The sequence below is a fragment of the Microbacterium rhizomatis genome (assembly GCF_008710745.1).
Lineage (GTDB): Bacteria > Actinomycetota > Actinomycetes > Actinomycetales > Microbacteriaceae > Microbacterium > Microbacterium rhizomatis.
In genome coordinates this window covers 1,086,126-1,103,669 of sequence record NZ_VYSA01000002.1, presented here as the reverse complement: position 1 = coordinate 1,103,669, position 17,544 = coordinate 1,086,126, and the positions used below count along the sequence as shown (strand labels likewise).

Sequence of the window (17,544 nt, the reverse complement as noted above, 5' to 3'; positions counted from 1 at the left end):
GAGCCGGAGCGCATCAGGCGTCCGGCTCCCGCGTTCAGATCGACCGATCAGGCCAGAAGCCGGGCCTTCGCAGCGGCGAACTCGTCGTCGCTGAGCACACCGGCCTCCTTCAGGCCCGCCAGCTTCTGCAGCTCCGCGACGAGATCGACAGCGGGCGCCGCGGCCGCCGCGGCCGGCGCTGCCTGCGGCGGCGGCGCGTACTGCGCGGCGGCGGCCTGGGCGGCCGCATCGATCTGCGCCTGCTGCTGCTGCGCCTGGTAGGCCTCGGCCTGAGCCTGCTGCTCGGCCTTGTTCTGCTGGTTGCGCTGCATCGAACCGCTCACGGCCGTGGCGGTTCCGGCGACCACGGCGGTGCGCGCAGCGAGTCCGATGAGGCCGGGACGGCCCATGCGACGGATCATGATTCCTCTTCTTCCTGCGCGGCCTCGACCAGCGCGTTCACGACGGGCGCGGGGATGCGCTCGCTGCGGAGGACGACGCCTCCTGATACGGCCAGGCTCTCGGCGAGGCGCTTGGCCCAGACCAGCTCGTACGCGACGATCGCGGCCGATGCACCCGGCGGGATCATCTCGGCGAGTTCTTCGATGTCTTCGTCGCCGGCGATGCCCAGCTCGGCGAGTTCGACCGTGCCGAAGCCGTAGCGATCGCTGTCGTCCTCGATCTCGACGGCGGTCACCTCACCGTCCTCGGACTTGGACACGATGATGAAGTCCAGGAGCCGGACGGCGCCGGCCTCGATGAGCTCCACGATCGCGGCGATGACCCCTGGGTCGGGTCGGTCGCCCTCGAAGCCGACGAGGTGCAGCTCGACCGGCCCGTATTCGAATTCAGCCACGGTGTTCCTTTCGTAGTAGTTGCTGAGGTGAGAAGCTTCGATGCCCTTGCCGATCATCGAGACGCCGGTGACGAGGAGCAGCACTGCCATGATGACCGCGTTCTCTCGTCCGAGCCAGTGTCCATGATGCTCCTAGCCGACGCGCGATGTCAGGGCGGCGACGGCCGCGCGGTTGGTGTCGTACACGGCGTCGGTCCGCAGGACGCCCAGTCGTTCGAGGCGCGGGCGCGCCCCGGTGCGCACCCGGCTGAAGGCGAGCGCCACGCCTTCGTCGTCGAGCCATTCGCGCAGGGTCGCGAACGCCTCCGACCCCGTCACGTCGACGTCCGTGACGGCCTCCATGTCCACGACGAGGTGATGCACCTCGGACGGTCCGCCTGCGGCGGCGACCGCGCTGCGCACGGCCTGAACGAACACATCGGCATTGGCGAAGAACAGGGGTGCGGCCATCCGGACGACGATCACACCGGGGGCGGTCGTCGTGCCCCGCGGTGCCTGCTCGAGCAGCGAGTCGGAGGGACTGTCGTTGCGGGCCAGCACGTCGATCGCCGGTGCCGCGGCGCGCTTGGCCAGGTTGATCAGCGTGAGCACGAACGCCACGAGGATGCCGGGGATGGATCCGACGAAGAGTGTCACGATGAAGCACGTCGCACCGATCCAGAACTCGAACCGGTCCAGCCTCCACAGATCGACGAACTCGCGGATGCCGAGCAGCGGCAGGATCGCGACGCCGACGATCGCGCCGATCGCGGGGGACGGGATGTCGGCCAGCAGCGCCGTGCCGAAAAGGAGCAGGAGCAGCGTGCCGGCGGCGAGCACCAGCGAGGGCAGCTGCGTGCGCGAGCCCGCCTGATCCATTGCTGCGGTGCGGGAGGTGGACGAGCCCATCGCGAAGCTTCCGCTGGCACCCGCGGCGATGTTGCCCAGACCGAGGGCGAACAGGTCGCGATTGGGACTCGTGGGGTAGTGGCGACGGTCTCCGTACGACCGCGATATGAGCAGTCCCTCCGCTGTGGCGACCATCGTGAGGGCGATGGCCGAAGGGATGACAGCGAGCCACATCATCCAGTCGAGCACCGGCCACGTCAGGGCCGGAGGACCCGCGGGCACGGGACCGAGCACGGCCACCCCGGCCTGATCCGCTGAGGTGAGCATGACGAAGATCGTCGCGAGAGCGAGCACGACCAGAGCCCACGGCACGAGGGGAAGCCAGCGTCGACCCAGGAGCAGGATCGCGACGGCGCCCACCGAGATCATCAGCGACCAGGGGTTGGTCGTACCGAGCCCCGCGGCGAGATCGGCGACCTTCTCGACGAACTCGCCTCCGGAGTCGATCTTCACGCCGAGCATCTTGGCGATCTGCGAGACCAGGATGTCCAGTGCGAGCCCGCCGACGAATCCGACGAGGATCGGCTTGGAGAGGAAGTTCGCGAGGAAGCCCAGTTTGAAGACGGCGAGGAGGACGAGCAGGATGCCGCTGATGATCGCTTGCGCCAGGGCCAGGGTGGCGTAGTCGGCCGTGCCCGCCACCGCGAGGCCGCCGATCGATGAGGCCACGAGGGCGGCGGCCGCGGCATCCGGCGAAGCCACCAGCTGCCGGGACGAGACCACGAGCGCGTAGACGACCGTGGGGACGATCAAGGCGTAGAGCCCCGCGGTCGGAGCCAGACCCGCGATCTGGGCGTAGCCGATGTTCAGGGGGATCGCGATCGCGAGCAGGGTGACGCCCGCGAGCAGTTCGCGACCCACGTTCTGGCGCGTGAGCCCGACGAGAGGTTTCTGCACGGGTGATCCTCCGGGGGTGACACGACCGAGGCTACCTCCGGGCCTCTTTCGCCCTCTCACCCGCCTGGGGTGAATCCTTCGGGCTGGGAGGGTGGGGCTTCACGCAGGGTCGATGCGGAGAACCGTCGGCGACTCGCCGAGCATCATGTCGTCGACGATCCGCAGCGTCTTCACGAGCTCATCCACCGCGGGGAGCACCGTCCCGAACCGCGATCGATCCGAGCAGACGGCCGTGACGCTCACGAAATGCGATCCCGTATCCCACGTGTAGGTGGCGAAGGGGGGCGTGCGCCCGTCGGAGGGGAGGGGCATCTCGAGCTTCTCGCCCACACCCAGGTACGGATTGGCGAAGGGCCGGGTGTCGTCGTACTCCATCGGCAGCGACGCCCGCGCCGCCCGGAGCTGCGATGTCGCCTCCTGCACCTGCGCCATCGCGACGAGCAGCTCGGGGTCGGACTTCCACACCCACACCAGCACTCGCCCTTCCGCGCGGCGGATCAGAAGGGGTGCCGCCTGGCTCATCGCCCACGCGAGGACCCCGCTGCCCGCGCGCTCCTCGGCGCCGAACGAACGGTTCGCCTGGGTCAGCAGCATCCTGATCGCGGCTTTGCGGTGGCGGCGGCCGCGGAATCCGAGAGATCCGGTGACGGCCACCCAACGGGCGGGATCGGCGTCGGCCTGCAATCGGGGCATGCATCCAGGGTACGGTGCGCCCATCGAAACGCCCCGGGAGGGCTTCGGAGGGCGCTCGGGTAGAGTCGGTGGGTGTACGCAGTACCTCGCGCGACCCACCCGCCGCACGGATCGACCGTGCATCACGTGCCGCACAGACAGGCCCCCCACCACCAGTGAGTCCCGACACACCGCCGCTCGATGACGCCGCACCGCCCCCGCGACTGACCATCGTCATGGCGTGCGACACCTTCGCGCCCGACGTCAACGGTGCGGCCAGGTTCGCGGAGCGGCTGTCGGCCGGCCTGGCGCGGCGGGGGCACGACGTGCATGTCCTCACTCCGGGAATCACGCCCTGGCATTCGCGGGTCGCCGTCGAAGAGTTCGAGGGCGCCGAGATCACGGTGCACCGCCCGCCGGGATGGCGCTACCTGCCGCACGACTGGTTGCGGTTCGTGCTGCCATGGCGCGCCAAGCATTACGCCCGACAGGTGATCGACGCGGTCCATCCCGATGTCATCCACAGCCAGTCGCACATCGTGCTGGGCAGGGCGCTCACTCGTGTGGCCCACCAGCGGGGCATCCCGGTCATCTCTACCAATCATGTGATGCCCGAGAACATCATCGACTTCACCACGATGCCCCCGCTGATCAACAAGCTCGTCGTGAAGCTGTCCTGGGATGACGCCATGCGCACCTTCGGCATGTCGCGCGCCGTGACGACGCCCACTCGCAAGGCGGCCGACTTCCTCGAATCCACCGTCGGCATCACCGGGGTCATCCCGATCAGCTGCGGTATCGACAAGAGCAACTACAGCCCGGACTTCACTCCGCGCACGCAGATGCGCGTCGTGTTCGTCGGGCGTCTGACGACGGAGAAGCACGTCGACACCGTGCTGCGGGCGATCGCGCTCCTCGTGCCGGAGCTCGACATCCAGTTCGACGTCGTCGGTGGGGGCGATCAGCTCCGCAGCCTCGAACAGCTGACGCGCGAACTCGGACTCGAAGACCGAGTGCACTTCCACGGACGCACGTCGGAAGAGGAGCTGCGCAGCTACCTCTCGCACGCCAGCGTGTTCGCCATCGCCTCGATCGCCGAGCTCCAGTCGATCGCCACGATCGAGGCCATGGCGTCGGGGCTGCCCATCGTCGCGGCGAACGCGGTCGCCCTTCCGCACCTCGTGCGCGAGGGCGAGAACGGATATCTCTTCGAACCGGGCAATGCCCAGGACGCGGCCGACAAGCTGCGTCTGGTCCTCACGGCCCCACCCGAGGAATACCGTCGCATGCAGCAGGCCTCGCTCGACGGCGTCCTCGTCCATGACATCGAGCGCACGCTCGACACGTTCGAGGCGCTGTACCGCGGCGAACCCGTCACGCCCTGACGATGCGCCTGTTCTTCGACGCGCGGTACATCCGCACCGATTTCCACGACGGGATCAGCCGGTTCTCGCACGAGCTCGCTCACGCCGTCGCGCGCGCGGCGCCGTCCACCGATGCGGAGGTCACCTTCCTCGTCCATGACGATGCGCAGGTCGCGATGCTTCCCTCCGGCAGCCCGTACCGGAAGATCCACGCGCCCACCTCGGTGAAAGAGCCCTTCACCGCTCTCCTCCTCAATCGGTGGCATCCCGATGTCGTCTATACGCCGATGCAGACGATGGGAACGGCCGGCCGCAGGTTCCGGGTCATCCTCACACTCCACGACACGATCTATTACCGCCACCGCACACCGCCACGAGATCTGTCCTGGCTTCTGCGGGTGGGGTGGCGACTGTTCCACCTGAGCTATCTGCCCCAGCGCCTCGTTCTCAATGCGGCAGATGTGGTGGCGACCGTGAGCCGGACGAGCAGGCGCCAGTTCGCCGACGCTCGACTCACCAAGCGCGAGGTCGTGGTGATCCCGAACGCGCCGCAGCGTCTGGCGGAGCTGCTTCCTCCCGGCAGCGCCACTCCCGGAGCAGATGCGCCCGCGAACATCGTGTACATGGGTGCGTTCCTCCCCTACAAGAACGTCGAGACGGTCATCCGTGCGATGCAGTGGTTGCCCGGGCGCACCCTGCATCTGCTGAGCCGCATCTCCGCGGTACGTGAGGGCGAGCTGCGGAAGCTGGTGCCGGATGGTGCGGTGGTCCAGTTCCACAACGGCGTGAGCGACGAGCTCTACGCGCAGCTTCTGGCAGACGCGGGGGTGCTCGTCTCGGCGAGCCTCGACGAGGGGTACGGCCTGCCGCTGGCGGAGGCACTCGCGCTCGGCGCGCCGGCGGTGGTGAGCGACCTCGAGATCTTCCGTGAGGTCGCCGGTGACGGCGCACTGTTCGTGCCCGCGATGGATGCCGGAGCCTTCGCCGCTGCCGTGCGCTCACTCGATGACGCGGAGACGCGCCGCGCGCTCACCACGGCGGGTCGCGCGCATATCGCTCGGTTCACGTGGGATCGCTCGGCCGACATCCTGCTCGGCGTCGTGCGCGGCCTCGCCTGAGCCGACGTGCGGCGCGAGCCCGGCCATGGCAAATCACGGAAGGCGGGTCCAGTCCGTGCGGGCCGGCCGGTAGCCGTCCTTCGCGAGGGTCGCGATGGTCGCGACGATCGCGATGGTGGACAGCGCTGCGAGTGCGATGAGGATGAACATGGCAGGAACGCTACGCTTGCGCTGAATCTGCCACGAGTGGCAGGATGGACAGTGATCCAACGAAAACTGCCAGTCGAGGCATCCCCTCTTCGCGCATCACCTCGGGAGCATCCATGAGAACCGTCGCCGTCATCGTTCAGGATGGCTTCACGCCCTTCGAGTTCGGCCTGGCCTGCGAGGCGTTCGGCCTCGATCGTTCGAATGACGGCATCGTTCCCTTCGATTTCCGGATCGTGGCGCCCGAGCCCGGCGCGATCCGCAGCAATCTGGCCTTCTCGATCAACGTCGAGCACGATCTGGCCTTCGCCGACGAAGCCGACCTCGTCGTCGTCACGCCGGTCCCGAAGTCGACGTGGGGCACGATCGACCCTCGGGTGGCGGGCGTGCTGCAGCGCGCCGCAGCGCGCGACGCCTGGGTGCTGAGCGTCTGCAGCGGTTCGTTCGTCGTCGCCGCCTCAGGGATCCTGAACGGCCGACGGGCGACCACGCACTGGATGTACGCCGACCGGATGGCGGCGATGCACCCCGAGATCGACGTCGACCCCGACGTCCTCTACGTGCAGGACGGGCGGATCATCACCAGCGCAGGCACCGCCGCGGGGCTCGATGCGTGCCTGCACCTGCTGCGCCAGGAGCTGGGAGCCGAGGCGACCAACAAGATCGCGCGGCGCATGGTGGTGCCCCCGCAGCGTGACGGGGGGCAGGCGCAGTTCATCGACAAGCCGCTTCCCCAGGTCGCTTCGCTCTCGCTCGCGCCCGTGACCGACTGGATGGTGCAGAACCTCAGGCAGGATCTCACGGTCGATCAGCTGGCGGCCAAGGCGCACATGTCGCCGCGCACGTTCGCGCGCCGATTCAAGGCCGACTTCGGCGCGACGCCCGCGGCGTGGCTCGGGCGGCAGCGGCTGATCCACGCGCAGCGCCTGCTCGAGAAGACCGATCTGGGGCTCGACCGGATCGCGTGGGAGTCGGGATTCGGCTCGGCTGCGGTGCTGCGGCAGAACTTCGCGCGCACACTCGGCACGACCCCGACCGCCTACCGGTCGGCGTTCAACTGCCGCACGGACAGCGTTGAGACCCAGCCCGAGCTCGTCGCCTGACTCCCCCTGGCGGGTGCCCGCCGGCAGGAGGACCATGGAGCCATGGACTGGACACTCGAGGTCGTCATCGTCCCGGTGAGCGACCTGGCGCGATCGATCGCCTTCTATCGCGATCAGGTCGGTTTCGAGCTCGACCACCACATCGCGAACGAGCACATGGAGTTCGCACAGCTCACGCCGCGCGGCTCCGGCTGCTCGATCGTGATCGGCACGCTGCCGTCGCAGCAGGATATGGCGCCCGGCTCGCTCAGGGGGGTGCAGCTGGTGGTGTCGGATGCCACGGCCGCGCGTGCCGAACTCGTCGAGCGCGGAGTCGAGCCGAGCGAGATGACGGTGCTCGACGACCGCGACGGCAGTACGTTCTTCGGATTCCGCGATCCGGACGGCAATACGTGGACGGTGCAGCAGCTCGCTGTGCGTGCGGAGCACCCCCTCATTCCGCGCGGTGCGCAGGGTGGTCGGGGAGCCGTCGAGTGATGCGCGCAGCATCCCTCTTCTGTTAAACTTGAGTCAACACGGCTCAAGTTTTAGGTCAGGGCCGGAACAGACTTCAGGAGACACATGAACGCCACCCAGAACCCCGGGCAGGAGGACGCGCAGAGCGCCCTCGAGCAGTTCGGGATCAACCTCACCGACCGGGCCCGGCAGGGCAAGCTCGACCCCGTGATCGGTCGCGACAGCGAGATCCGCCGCGTGAGCCAGGTGCTCACCCGGCGCACCAAGAACAACCCCGTGCTCATCGGCGAGCCGGGTGTCGGCAAGACCGCCGTCGTCGAGGGGCTCGCGCAGCGGATCGTCGCGGGCGACGTCGCCGAGAGCCTCAAGAACAAAGAGCTCATCACCCTCGACATCTCGGCGCTCGTCGCCGGGGCGATGTATCGGGGCCAGTTCGAGGAGCGCCTCAAGGCCGTCCTCAAAGAGATCACCGAGTCCGACGGCCGGATCATCACCTTCATCGACGAACTCCACGTGCTCATGGGTGCGGGTGGCGGCGAGGGGTCGGTCGCCGCATCCAACATGCTCAAGCCCATGCTCGCGCGCGGTGAGCTGCGCCTCATCGGCGCGACCACGCTCAACGAGTACCGCGAGTTCATCGAGAAGGACGCCGCCCTCGAGCGCCGCTTCCAGCAGGTCTACGTCGGCGAGCCCACGGTCGAAGACACGATCGCGATCCTCCGCGGGCTGAAGGAGCGCTACGAGGCGCACCACAAGGTCGCGATCGCCGACGCCGCCCTCGTCGCGGCCGCAGCCTTGAGCAACCGCTACATCCCCAGCAGGCAGCTGCCCGACAAGGCGATCGACCTGATCGACGAGGCCGCGTCGCGCCTGCGCATGGAGATCGACTCTGCGCCGCTGGAGATCGACGAGCTGCGCCGGCACGTCGACCGCCTCAAGCTCGAAGAGCTCGCGCTCAAGCGCGAGAAGGACGCCGCCTCGAAGGAGCGCCTCGCCGCCCTGCGCGACACCCTCGCCAAGGAGCAGACCCAGCTCGACGCGCTGCAGCAGCGCTGGGAGCACGAGCGCGCATCTCTCAACCGCGTCGGCGACCTCAAGACCAAGCTCGATGCGGCGCGCATGCAGGCCGAGCGCGCGCAGCGCGAGGGCAATCTCGAGAAGGCGTCACGGCTGCTGTACGCCGAGATCCCCGCGCTCGAGCGGCAGCTCATCGACGCCGAGCGCGAGGAGCCCGCCGGCGACCGCATGGTCAACGACCAGGTCACCGAAGAAGACATCGCCTCCGTGATCGCGATGTGGACCGGCATCCCCGTCGGTCGCCTGCTGCAGGGCGAGACGGAGAAGCTGCTGCACCTCGAGTCCGAGCTCGGCAAGCGCATCATCGGGCAGAAGGATGCGGTCAAGTCGGTCGCCGACGCCGTGCGCCGGTCGCGCGCGGGCATCAGCGATCCGGGCCGCCCGACGGGGTCATTCCTGTTCCTCGGCCCGACCGGGGTCGGCAAGACCGAGCTCGCCAAGGCGCTCGCCGAGTTCCTCTTCGACGACGAGCACGCCATGGTGCGCATCGACATGTCGGAGTACGGCGAGAAGCACTCCGTCTCGCGCCTGGTCGGCGCTCCTCCCGGGTACATCGGGTACGAGCAGGGCGGGCAGCTGACCGAGGCCGTGCGGCGTCGTCCGTACAGCGTCGTCCTGCTCGACGAGGTCGAGAAGGCGCATCCCGAGGTGTTCGACGTGCTCCTCCAGGTCATGGACGACGGCCGCCTCACCGACGGCCAGGGCCGCACCGTCGACTTCACGAACGTGATCCTGATCCTCACCTCGAACCTCGGTTCTCCGATCCTGATCGACCCGACGCTGTCGCTCGAGCAGAAGCGCGACGCCGTCCAGGCGATGGTGCGCCAGGCGTTCAAGCCCGAGTTCATCAACCGTCTCGATGACATCGTGATCTTCCAGGCCCTGACCGAGGACGACCTGGCCCAGATCGTCGAACTCGCCGTCTACGCCCTGCAGCGGCGCCTGCACGATCGCCGGCTCAGTCTCGCAGTCACCCCCGACGCCCGAGCGTGGCTCGCGGAGCGCGGCTACGACCCGATGTTCGGGGCGCGGCCCCTGCGCCGGCTCATCCAGTCCGAGATCCAGGACCGCCTCGCCATGGCGATCCTCTCCGGTGGCGTTCACGACGGCGACGTCGTGCTGGTGGATGTCGCGGCCGACGCGTCGTCGCTCGTGCTGACGAGCGATGGGCCGGCCGCGGCTCCCGAACCGGACGACGATGACGAGGTGATCGAGGCCGTCCTCGAGGAGGACTAGGCGGTTCGTTCCGGGCCTTGTTCGGCAGACCCTCGGGGATCTGCCGTTCCTCGGAGGTTTCCGGGTGGCCGGCTCCTGAGAACGGCAGATCTCCGTCGAAACGGTACGGTCGGAGGGTGACGGCGAGGCGATGACCAGGTTCGGCGCGCTGCTGCGCTCGACCCACCCCGGCCCGAGCCTCGTCGTGACCGCGATCGCGGTCGCATTGGGGATCGCGACGGGCCTCGAGGCCTGGCGCGTCGTCGTGCTGGGCCTCGCGATCCTGTCCGGGCAGCTGTCCGTCGGGCTGTCCAACGATGCGATCGACGCCCGGCGAGACCGCATCGCGCAGCGCCCGGACAAACCGCTCGCGCGGGGCGCGGCATCCGTCCGGTCGGCATGGATCGCGGCGTTCGGGTGCGTGTTCGCCGCGCTCGTGCTCTCGGCGCTGCTGTCGTGGTGGATGCTGGCTGCCCACGCGATCGCGCTCGCCTCGGCGTGGTCGTACAACGCGTGGCTCAAGTCCACGGCGTTCTCGGTCGTGCCGTTCATCGTGAGTTTCGGACTGCTCCCCTCGCTCGTGACGCTCGCCGCGGCTCAACCCAGGCCGGCGGCGGGGTGGGCGTGGGTCGCCGGCGGCGCGATCGGGATCGCCGTGCACCTCACGAACGTGCTGCCCGACCTCGACGAGGACGCGAAGACGGGCGTTCACGGGCTGCCGCATCGCCTCGGGCGCACCGCGTCGGCGGTGGTGGCAGCGGCGGCGCTCATCGCGGGGGCTTCGGCCGTGCTCATCGGCCCCATTCCGGCAGCGGGTCCGACTCCGATCGCCTGGACGGCATTCGTGCTGGCGACCGGCATCGCCGTGGGAGGAATGGTGTTGGCCCTCGTACGCGCGCCGGGGCGCTGGATCTTCCGTCTCGTGATGCTCGCAGCCCTCATGCTGTGCGTCGCGCTTGCGGCGGCGGGTCAGTCTCTCGTCGGCTGAGCGCCGGGTGCGTCACGTCTTCGATCGTGCCTCGCGCGATAGAAACCTCATCAGCGAACCGGGTGCGACCACTGAGTGCTAGTATATCGGCAAACAGATGGGAGATCGCGTGCCTCTTCGCGTTCGCAAAGTGATGTTCTCTATGGTTGCCGCAGCCGCCGTTGCCGCCGGCGGCTTGGTCGCGACCCTTCCGGTCGCAGCCGACACGGCACCGCAGGCCACCGCCGACGGCCGGGTGTGCTACGAGACGAGACCAGGCATGTGGGCGTGCTACCCGGTTTGGGATTGGGATTCGTAGGAGGCCTACGAGGTCGCGTCGGCGTCGAGGCCCATCGCGTAGGCGGATGCGAACGCGCCGCCCAGGAATCGTGACAGCGCCAGACGCAGGGCGGCGCGGCGAGCCGCGTCTGCGGACGGGCCGAGCGAGCGGCCGAGCGCGGTGTTGACGGCGGCGAGGCGTGCTGCCGTGGTCGCGGAGCGCACGCGCCGACGCTCCCATACGCGGAGTGCGGCGTCGGGCGGTTCGTCCTCGCGCAGCCACTGAGCGATGAGGGGGGCGAGGGTCGCAGCATCCAGCAGTCCCAGATTCATGCCCTGACCGCCGATCGGGCTCACCTCGTGCGCGGCATCGCCGATCGCGAAGAGCCGCCCGCCTCGGAGTTGTGGCGCGACCACGCGGCGAACGCCGAAGGCGGAAGCATCCCGCACCGACGCGGCGGCCTCCGGCTCACCACGCCTGGCGACCGCGGTTGCCAGACGCTCAACGCGCGCGGCATCCGAATCCTCGGCCGGCGGAGAATCCCACGCGACGAGCCGGCGCCTGCCCGCGGGGAGCGGGAATGATTCGAGCACCCCCTCCGGGTCGAGGTTCACGAGGGCCACGGCGGCGTCGGGGCGGTCGGCGACATCGACATCCGCCATGAGATACCGATCGCGGTATACATGCGTCGGCACGTCGCGGTACACGAGTGAGCGCCCCGTCCAGCCGGACGCGGCCACGACGACCCGCGCGGACTCCTCGCGCTCGCGGGTCGCGTTCTTGACCGTCACTCGCACGCTGTCGCGTGCAGGAACGATCGAGGTGACGGTGGCTCCGCGCTCGGGAGGGGGCGCGAACGCCGTCAGGACGCTCTCGGTCGCCGCCTGCGGCAGCGTCGCCACGAAGGGGAACCGCGTCGACAGCCGGTCGAAGCGCACGACTCCGAGCGTGCGTCCGCGCGATCGCGCCTCGCCGCGCTCGACGCGGAGCGCATGGGTCAACAGCGACTCGGTGACCCCGGATGCCTCGAGAGCGGCCAGCACCGGAGCATGCACCCCGATCGCCCGCGTGCCCGCGCCGACGCTCTCGCGACGCTCGAGAACCAACACATCGAACCCGCGGTGCGCCAGCTCGCCGGCGATCAGCAGTCCGACCGGCCCGGCACCGACGACGATGACGTCACGCATCACGCCCGCCTTCCCGTAGGGTCCTGCGTCGGAGGATCGGGGCAATGTCGGACGATTCGGCCGGAATCCTCCGACATCGGCGCGAATCTCCGACGCGGCGCCGGGCCTCAGGCATCCGCCAGCCCGTCGGCGACCGCCACGAGGCGGAAGGGCGCCGGGCAATTCACCGACCACCCTTCTGGAAGCGCGGCGGCGAGCTCGTCGGCGCGGTAGCTGCGGCGGATCGAACGGAGGCCGTCCGTCCGCAAGAACGTGCCCGGCGCGAACGGAGTGATCCCGATCGCGTACAGCCCATAGGCGAGGCGGCCGCGGGCGATGTCGGCGTGGAGGACGGGGCCTGCCGACAGCATCCGCGAATCATCGGTGAATGCGCGGAGGCTCGCACGCGAGAGGTGGTGCAGCACGTGATTGGAGATCACGGCGTCGAACCTCTCACCGGCGGCGATCAGCTCAGTCGAGTCGGCGACGCGGAATTCGACATCGCCCGTCCCGCGCAACCGGGCGGCTTCGTGCGCGCGGGGGTCGGGATCAGCTCCGACCCACGAGACCGCCAGGCCGTCGCGGTCGGCGAGGGTCGCGAGCCGGGTCACGACGTCGCCCCCGCCGCAGCCCAGGTCGAGGACGCGGGCCGGCCGGCCGAGCCCCGTCAGGTGCGGCCGCAGCAACGTGCGGTACACACCTCCCCACGCCGAGATGAGCCGGTTGATCGTGCCGAATCGCCGGTAGGTCGCCTGCAGCCGCCGCTCGTCGCACGACGGGTCGTCCATGAGCTCGAGGAGCTCCTCGTCGCGCTCGGTCAGGTTCATGCCGATTCCGGTATGCGTTTCACGAACAGCGCGGACTCCACGGTGAGCCCCGGTCCGAACGCCAGCCCCGCGATGCTCTCGCCGTCGGCGACGTCTACATCGGCGAGCAGTGCAGCGAGGATGAACAGCACGGTGGCACTGGACATGTTGCCCCGTTCGCGCAGCACGGTCCGGGACGCCGCAAGCGCGGCGCCGTCGAGATCGAGGCCGGATTCGACGCGATCCAGCACGCTCCGACCGCCCGGATGCACCGCCCACCGGTCGACACCCCAATCCGACCCGCCCGGCTCGACGCCGAGAAACCCCTCGACAGCTCCGCGGATCTCGCGCCCGATGATTCGCGGGACCTCGGCGGTGAGCGTCATCTCGAAACCCTCGTCGCCGATGATCCACACCATGTCGGACTCGCCCTCGCTCGTGAGGGTGGTCCCGAAGCGCTCGAGGTCGAGCGCGGCGCCGTGGCCGATCCCCTCGACGGCCGAGACGATCGCCGCGGCGGCTCCGTCCGCGAACACGGACGATGCGACGATCTGCTCTGGGTCGCTCGACCCGCGGATGTGCAGCGTGCACAGCTCGCCGCACGCGACCAGCACGACAGCCTCGGGTTGGGCGGCGCAGATGCGTGCGGCAGCGCGCAGCGCCGGGAACGCGGCCGAGCAGCCGAGGAATCCGAGATGGTACCGCTCGGTCGTGACCGGCAGACCGAGGTCGCGCACGAGCCGGTAGTCGGGCCCGGGTGCGAAGAATCCGGTGCACGAAGCGGTGACGACATGCGTGACCTCGGATGCTGCGACCCCCGCCCCCGCGAGGGCATCGCGCGCCGCCGCGGCGAACAGGGGAGGGGCATCCCTGGCGTAGATCGCATTTCGCTCGCCCGTCGATGGCGAGATCAGGCCTCCCTCGGCATCGACGAACGTCGCGGCCCGGCCTGTCATGCCTCCGCCGGCCAGCTCGTCGATCACGGTGTGGCGGGTGTCGATCGCCGCCGCGTCGAAGGCGGCGTGCACCAGGCGCCGGGCCAGTCGGTCGTACCCCGGCTGCCGGATGAAGAAGTCGCGCACGTCGTGCTGTGCGAGCGTCGTGGCCGGCACCGCGGTGCCGATGGAGAGGATGCGCGCGGTCATTTGCGTTCACCCTAGTTCGCGGACTGCGGGGTGAGGGTGGGCTTGACCAGATTCGCCCCGCACGTTGTCGGGAGCACGTTGCCCCGGAGGCGGGGGAGCGCCGGTGCGCCGGCCGGCGCGCACAACGCAGGATCGATTGAGCCGAATCAGGCCTGAGAGGCCTCTTTCGGCGAAGAAGCGCCGTTCTTTCCTGCGTTGTGCGCGGGTGACGGGCCCGAGGCGCGCCTACCGTGGACGTATGACCTCGACGGCCGACCTCTACGACGAACGCGCCGCCGACCTCGATTCACTGTCGCTGCAACTCCGCGACTTCGGGGGTCGGCGCACATTCCACGGGCCCATCCGCACGGTCCGATGTTCGCGCGACAATGCCCTCGTGAAGGCGATGCTCGCGACGCCCGGCGCGGGCGCCGTGCTCGTGGTCGACGGCGGTGGGTCGCTCGCCTCTGCCCTCGTGGGCGACCTGATCGCCGCATCCGCCGTCGACAACGGCTGGGCCGGGATCATCGTGCACGGCGCGATCCGCGACAGCGAGGCGATCGGGATGCTGCCGCTCGGCGTGAAGGCCCTCGGGACGAATCCGCGCAAGAGCGCCAAAGACGGCGTGGGCGAGGTCGATGTCGCGGTCGAGATCGACGGCGTCGTGTTCCGCCCCGGAGCGCACGTGTGGTGCGACCCGGACGGGGTGCTCACCGAGCGTTGATACCTCGCTCGGCGAACATCCGAGAGGACGCGCGGTGCGCGTGACGCCTCAGAAGGGCCCCGACGGGCCTCTTGGGCCCCGGGCATCCTTCCGGATGTCCGGGGCCGGCGCGAAGGAGCGGCCGTCAGGCCGAGAGGACGACCGTCTCGGCCAGCGGCCGACGCACGCGCGGCGCGGCTTCGCGCTCCTGCAGAGCCTCGGGGAGGGTCTCGATGCCCCCCAGTGTGCCGACCGCAGACACCGTGAGCGGGGTGAACCGCTCGTCCAGCCCGAACGCCTGGCGCAGTCCGTCGCGCTCGATTCCGCCCATCTGGTGCACGAACAGGCCGTCGTGGTGCGCCTGCACAGAGAAGTGCGCCATGGCCTGGCCCAAGTCGTACTGCGCGAAGTGGACGGGGGTGCCGTCCGCCGTCGCCGTCTCGGCGACTGCGACCACGAGCGCTCCGGCGCGGTCGGCCCACATCTGGTTGAAGCCGAGCAGGTTCGCGACGATCTGGTCGAAGGCCTCGGTGCCGCGACGCGCGACGATGAAACGCCAGGGCTGGCTGTTGTTGGCCGACGGCGACCAGCGGGCGGCCTCGAGGGCGCTGGCGAGCTTGGCCTCGTCGATCGGGGCGTCGACGTCGAATCCGCGGGGGCTCCAGCGCTCGGCGAGCACGTCGAGCACGGGGCTCTCGGTGGGGGCGGTGCGGTCGGACAGGGACAGAACTGCGGTGTCGCTCATGGCGGCCTCTTTCCGGTTGATGGGATGCTGCGGCCGCCGTTGGCCCGGTGAGGTAAACACCATGCGCGTGCATGTATTCCCGCCGCGGCCCGCAGCATGAACGCAGCACGCAAGGCCCTGGACAGAACGCGCGCGGCGGAGAAAGGTGGGTGCAGCAGCATTCACTCGATCCAGAGGTGGCACATGTTCCGAACTGACGGCGCGTTCAGCGGGTTCTCGGTCGACGACATCGACGCGGCCCGGCACTTCTACGGCCAGATCCTCGGTCTCGATGTGGCCGACAACCCGATGGGGTTCCTCGATCTGACGCTGCCGTCGGGCGGTGCGGTGCTGATCTACGCGAAGCCGAACCACGAGCCGGCGTCGTTCACGATCCTGAACTTCCCGGTCGACGACGTCGAGGCGGCGGTCGACGACCTCAATTCGCGGGGCGTGGTCACGAAGATCTACACCGATCCTGACTTCGGCACCGATGAGAAGGGCATCTCGCGCGGCCGCGGCCCCGACATCGCGTGGTTCACCGATCCGGCAGGAAACGTCCTCTCGGTACTGAAGGCGAACTGAGCCCGTCTACAGAACGGGCCAGGATGCCGGACCGGGCGTACCCGCCGGGTACTCGTCCAGCGGCACCGCGCCGCTGCGCCAGGCGTCGAGCACGGGCTGCACGATCCGCCAGCACTCTTCGGCCGTGTCGCCGCGCACCGACAGGGTGGGGTCGCCGTCGAGGATGCCCTGCAGCACCTCGGCGTAGGCCAGCAGCTCGCCCTCGCCGAACTCGGCCTCCAGCGATGCCCGGTCGAGCTGGAACGGATCGCCGGGGCCGTTCAGGTTGACCTCGAGCGCCATGCGGTCGGGCCCGAGCGTCAGGCGCAGGACCGAGGCATCCGCCGATCCGCTGAACCCGGTGGGAAGGTGCGACACGGGCTTGAACGTGATGACGACCTCGCTGCGCCGGTTGCCCAGCGCCTTGCCGGAGCGGAGCGTGAACGGCACGCCCTCCCACCGGGTGGTGGCGATCCCGACGGTCATCTCGGCGAGCGTCTCGGTACCGATCGCGGGGTCGACGCCCGCCTCGTCGGCGTAGGCGATCAGTTCACGGCCGTCGACGGATCCGGCGCCGTACCGTGCGCGCCGGGAGGCCGCCCGCGGGTCGCCATTCCACACGCTGGTCGCCCGGAGCGCCATGCCCTTGGCATCGCGGAGATCCATCGCGCTGAGGGTCGAGGGCGGATCCATCGCCACGACGGCGAGCACCTGGAGCAGGTGGCTCTGGATCATGTCGACCAGGGCGCCCGCCTTGTCGTAGTACCCCGCACGGCCCTCCAGGCCCAGGGCCTCGTCGTAGCGGATCACGACCGACTCGATGTGCTCGGACGACCACACCGGCTCGAAGACCCGGTTCGTGAACCGGACCCCGAGCACGTTCAGCACAGTGGAGCGGCCGAGGAAGTGATCGATGCGGTGCACCTGGTCTTCGGGGACGAGCTTCGCGAGCTGCTCGTTGAGCACATGAGCGCTCGCCTGATCGGTGCCGAACGGCTTCTCGAGCGCCAAGATCAGCCCGTCGGGCAGGGTGACGGATTCGAGCGCCACGCACGCCTTCGCCGCGATCGCGGGCGGAACGGCGAAGTAGAACGCGGCCCTCCCTTCGGCCAGAGCGAGCAGAGCCTCGAGGTCGGACGGCTTCGTGATGTCGCTCTTGCGATAGATCGCCCCGGCCAGGACCGCCTCGACAGCGGGGCCCCCGGCATCCACCGTGGCGAAGGACTTCTGCACCACCTCGCGCCAGTGCGCGTCGTCCCACTCGTCCATGCCCGCACCGATGAGGCGGATGCTGCGCTGGGGCTCGCGGGTGAGGAGCTGCCCGAGCGCGGGCATGAGCAGGCGTGCCGTGAGATCGCCCGAGGCTCCGAGCACGATCAGCGTGGTGTGGGACGTATCCATTCCGCCACACTATTCCCGCGGGCTGACAGACTCGGCA

At 69.4% G+C, this 17,544-nt stretch carries 17 protein-coding genes; 8 read left to right on the top strand and 9 right to left on the bottom strand.

The window, feature by feature from the left end; genetic code table 11:
• Positions 1 to 47: 47 nt before the first annotated feature.
• The 4 genes from F6B43_RS13430 to F6B43_RS13415 form a co-directional block, all read right to left on the bottom strand.
• Complete coding sequence (locus F6B43_RS13430) at positions 48 to 401, bottom strand: SHOCT domain-containing protein (protein WP_246159941.1); 354 nt, start codon at positions 399 to 401, stop codon at positions 48 to 50.
• Positions 398 to 925 carry a DUF6325 family protein gene (locus F6B43_RS13425; RefSeq protein WP_246159940.1) on the bottom strand — a complete coding sequence of 176 codons (528 nt, stop codon included), beginning with the start codon at positions 923 to 925 and terminating at the stop codon, positions 398 to 400. Before F6B43_RS13425 ends, F6B43_RS13430 begins: the two co-directional genes overlap by 4 nt.
• A 42-nt stretch (positions 926 to 967) precedes the next feature.
• A complete protein-coding gene (locus F6B43_RS13420) occupies positions 968 to 2,620 on the bottom strand; it encodes a SulP family inorganic anion transporter (RefSeq protein WP_150449411.1) in 1,653 nt (550 codons plus the stop codon).
• A gap of 99 nt (positions 2,621 to 2,719) precedes the next feature.
• A complete protein-coding gene (locus F6B43_RS13415; RefSeq protein ID WP_150449410.1) occupies positions 2,720 to 3,313 on the bottom strand; it encodes a hypothetical protein in 594 nt (197 codons plus the stop codon).
• A gap of 215 nt (positions 3,314 to 3,528) precedes the next feature.
• On the opposite strand from F6B43_RS13415, the gene F6B43_RS13410 reads away from it, so the two are divergent.
• The 6 genes from F6B43_RS13410 to F6B43_RS13385 all read left to right on the top strand — a co-directional run bounded on the left by F6B43_RS13410 (position 3,529) and on the right by F6B43_RS13385 (position 10,760).
• The gene (locus tag F6B43_RS13410) at positions 3,529 to 4,677 is read left to right on the top strand and encodes a glycosyltransferase (protein ID WP_150449597.1); all 1,149 of its coding nucleotides are present in this window, start codon (positions 3,529 to 3,531) and stop codon (positions 4,675 to 4,677) included.
• 2 nt (positions 4,678 to 4,679) lie between these two features.
• Entirely contained in the window at positions 4,680 to 5,774 is a 1,095-nt protein-coding gene (locus tag F6B43_RS13405) for a glycosyltransferase family 4 protein (RefSeq protein ID WP_150449409.1), read from the top strand.
• A 263-nt stretch (positions 5,775 to 6,037) separates the two neighbouring features.
• Complete coding sequence (locus F6B43_RS13400; protein WP_150449408.1) at positions 6,038 to 7,024, top strand: GlxA family transcriptional regulator; 987 nt, start codon at positions 6,038 to 6,040, stop codon at positions 7,022 to 7,024.
• 42 nt (positions 7,025 to 7,066) lie between these two features.
• Positions 7,067 to 7,501 carry a VOC family protein gene (locus tag F6B43_RS13395; protein ID WP_150449407.1) on the top strand — a complete coding sequence of 145 codons (435 nt, stop codon included), beginning with the start codon at positions 7,067 to 7,069 and terminating at the stop codon, positions 7,499 to 7,501.
• A gap of 84 nt (positions 7,502 to 7,585) precedes the next feature.
• The gene (locus tag F6B43_RS13390) at positions 7,586 to 9,793 is read left to right on the top strand and encodes an ATP-dependent Clp protease ATP-binding subunit (RefSeq protein WP_150449406.1); all 2,208 of its coding nucleotides are present in this window, start codon (positions 7,586 to 7,588) and stop codon (positions 9,791 to 9,793) included.
• 130 nt (positions 9,794 to 9,923) lie between these two features.
• Complete coding sequence (locus tag F6B43_RS13385; RefSeq protein WP_150449405.1) at positions 9,924 to 10,760, top strand: UbiA family prenyltransferase; 837 nt, start codon at positions 9,924 to 9,926, stop codon at positions 10,758 to 10,760.
• Positions 10,761 to 11,063: 303 nt separating this feature from the next.
• On the opposite strand, the gene F6B43_RS13380 is transcribed toward F6B43_RS13385, so the two are convergent.
• The 3 genes from F6B43_RS13380 to F6B43_RS13370 all read right to left on the bottom strand — a co-directional run bounded on the left by F6B43_RS13380 (position 11,064) and on the right by F6B43_RS13370 (position 14,136).
• On the bottom strand, positions 11,064 to 12,206 hold the full coding sequence (locus tag F6B43_RS13380; protein WP_150449404.1) for an FAD-dependent oxidoreductase: 1,143 nt from the start codon (positions 12,204 to 12,206) through the stop codon (positions 11,064 to 11,066).
• 107 nt (positions 12,207 to 12,313) lie between these two features.
• Positions 12,314 to 13,012, bottom strand: coding sequence for a methyltransferase domain-containing protein (locus F6B43_RS13375; protein ID WP_150449403.1), 699 nt, complete (start codon positions 13,010 to 13,012; stop codon positions 12,314 to 12,316).
• Positions 13,009 to 14,136, bottom strand: coding sequence for a type III polyketide synthase (locus tag F6B43_RS13370; protein ID WP_150449402.1), 1,128 nt, complete (start codon positions 14,134 to 14,136; stop codon positions 13,009 to 13,011). The genes F6B43_RS13375 and F6B43_RS13370 overlap by 4 nt, the downstream gene beginning before the upstream one ends.
• Before the next feature lie 238 nt (positions 14,137 to 14,374).
• Here F6B43_RS13370 and rraA point away from each other — a divergent pair, with 238 nt between their 5' ends.
• Positions 14,375 to 14,839, top strand: a complete 465-nt coding sequence (gene rraA / locus F6B43_RS13365; RefSeq protein WP_150449401.1) for a ribonuclease E activity regulator RraA — start codon at positions 14,375 to 14,377, stop codon at positions 14,837 to 14,839.
• A 124-nt stretch (positions 14,840 to 14,963) separates the two neighbouring features.
• On the opposite strand, the gene F6B43_RS13360 is transcribed toward rraA, so the two are convergent.
• Positions 14,964 to 15,563 carry a nitroreductase family protein gene (locus F6B43_RS13360; protein WP_150449400.1) on the bottom strand — a complete coding sequence of 200 codons (600 nt, stop codon included), beginning with the start codon at positions 15,561 to 15,563 and terminating at the stop codon, positions 14,964 to 14,966.
• 183 nt (positions 15,564 to 15,746) lie between these two features.
• Between F6B43_RS13360 and F6B43_RS13355 the strand changes: the two genes are divergently transcribed.
• Positions 15,747 to 16,127, top strand: a complete 381-nt coding sequence (locus F6B43_RS13355; protein WP_150449399.1) for a VOC family protein — start codon at positions 15,747 to 15,749, stop codon at positions 16,125 to 16,127.
• Positions 16,128 to 16,133: 6 nt separating this feature from the next.
• Here the strand turns inward: F6B43_RS13355 and F6B43_RS13350 are convergent, their stop codons facing one another.
• A complete protein-coding gene (locus tag F6B43_RS13350) occupies positions 16,134 to 17,507 on the bottom strand; it encodes a glucose-6-phosphate dehydrogenase (RefSeq protein ID WP_150449398.1) in 1,374 nt (457 codons plus the stop codon).
• Between the last annotated feature and the right edge of the window lie 37 nt (positions 17,508 to 17,544).

Excerpts from the sequence above, each read along its gene's own strand:
- F6B43_RS13430 (WP_246159941.1), bottom strand. The coding sequence starts at position 401 with ATGATCCGTCGCATGGGCCGTCCCGGCCTCATCGGACTCGCTGCGCGC.
- F6B43_RS13425 (WP_246159940.1), bottom strand. The coding sequence starts at position 925 with ATGGCAGTGCTGCTCCTCGTCACCGGCGTCTCGATGATCGGCAAGGGC.
- F6B43_RS13415 (WP_150449410.1), bottom strand. The coding sequence starts at position 3,313 with ATGCCCCGATTGCAGGCCGACGCCGATCCCGCCCGTTGGGTGGCCGTC.
- F6B43_RS13410 (WP_150449597.1), top strand. The coding sequence starts at position 3,529 with ATGGCGTGCGACACCTTCGCGCCCGACGTCAACGGTGCGGCCAGGTTC.
- F6B43_RS13405 (WP_150449409.1), top strand. The coding sequence starts at position 4,680 with ATGCGCCTGTTCTTCGACGCGCGGTACATCCGCACCGATTTCCACGAC.
- F6B43_RS13400 (WP_150449408.1), top strand. The coding sequence starts at position 6,038 with ATGAGAACCGTCGCCGTCATCGTTCAGGATGGCTTCACGCCCTTCGAG.
- F6B43_RS13395 (WP_150449407.1), top strand. The coding sequence starts at position 7,067 with ATGGACTGGACACTCGAGGTCGTCATCGTCCCGGTGAGCGACCTGGCG.
- F6B43_RS13390 (WP_150449406.1), top strand. The coding sequence starts at position 7,586 with ATGAACGCCACCCAGAACCCCGGGCAGGAGGACGCGCAGAGCGCCCTC.
- F6B43_RS13385 (WP_150449405.1), top strand. The coding sequence starts at position 9,924 with ATGACCAGGTTCGGCGCGCTGCTGCGCTCGACCCACCCCGGCCCGAGC.
- F6B43_RS13380 (WP_150449404.1), bottom strand. The coding sequence starts at position 12,206 with ATGCGTGACGTCATCGTCGTCGGTGCCGGGCCGGTCGGACTGCTGATC.
- F6B43_RS13375 (WP_150449403.1), bottom strand. The coding sequence starts at position 13,012 with ATGAACCTGACCGAGCGCGACGAGGAGCTCCTCGAGCTCATGGACGAC.
- F6B43_RS13370 (WP_150449402.1), bottom strand. The coding sequence starts at position 14,136 with ATGACCGCGCGCATCCTCTCCATCGGCACCGCGGTGCCGGCCACGACG.
- rraA (WP_150449401.1), top strand. The coding sequence starts at position 14,375 with ATGACCTCGACGGCCGACCTCTACGACGAACGCGCCGCCGACCTCGAT.
- F6B43_RS13360 (WP_150449400.1), bottom strand. The coding sequence starts at position 15,563 with ATGAGCGACACCGCAGTTCTGTCCCTGTCCGACCGCACCGCCCCCACC.
- F6B43_RS13355 (WP_150449399.1), top strand. The coding sequence starts at position 15,747 with ATGTTCCGAACTGACGGCGCGTTCAGCGGGTTCTCGGTCGACGACATC.
- F6B43_RS13350 (WP_150449398.1), bottom strand. The coding sequence starts at position 17,507 with ATGGATACGTCCCACACCACGCTGATCGTGCTCGGAGCCTCGGGCGAT.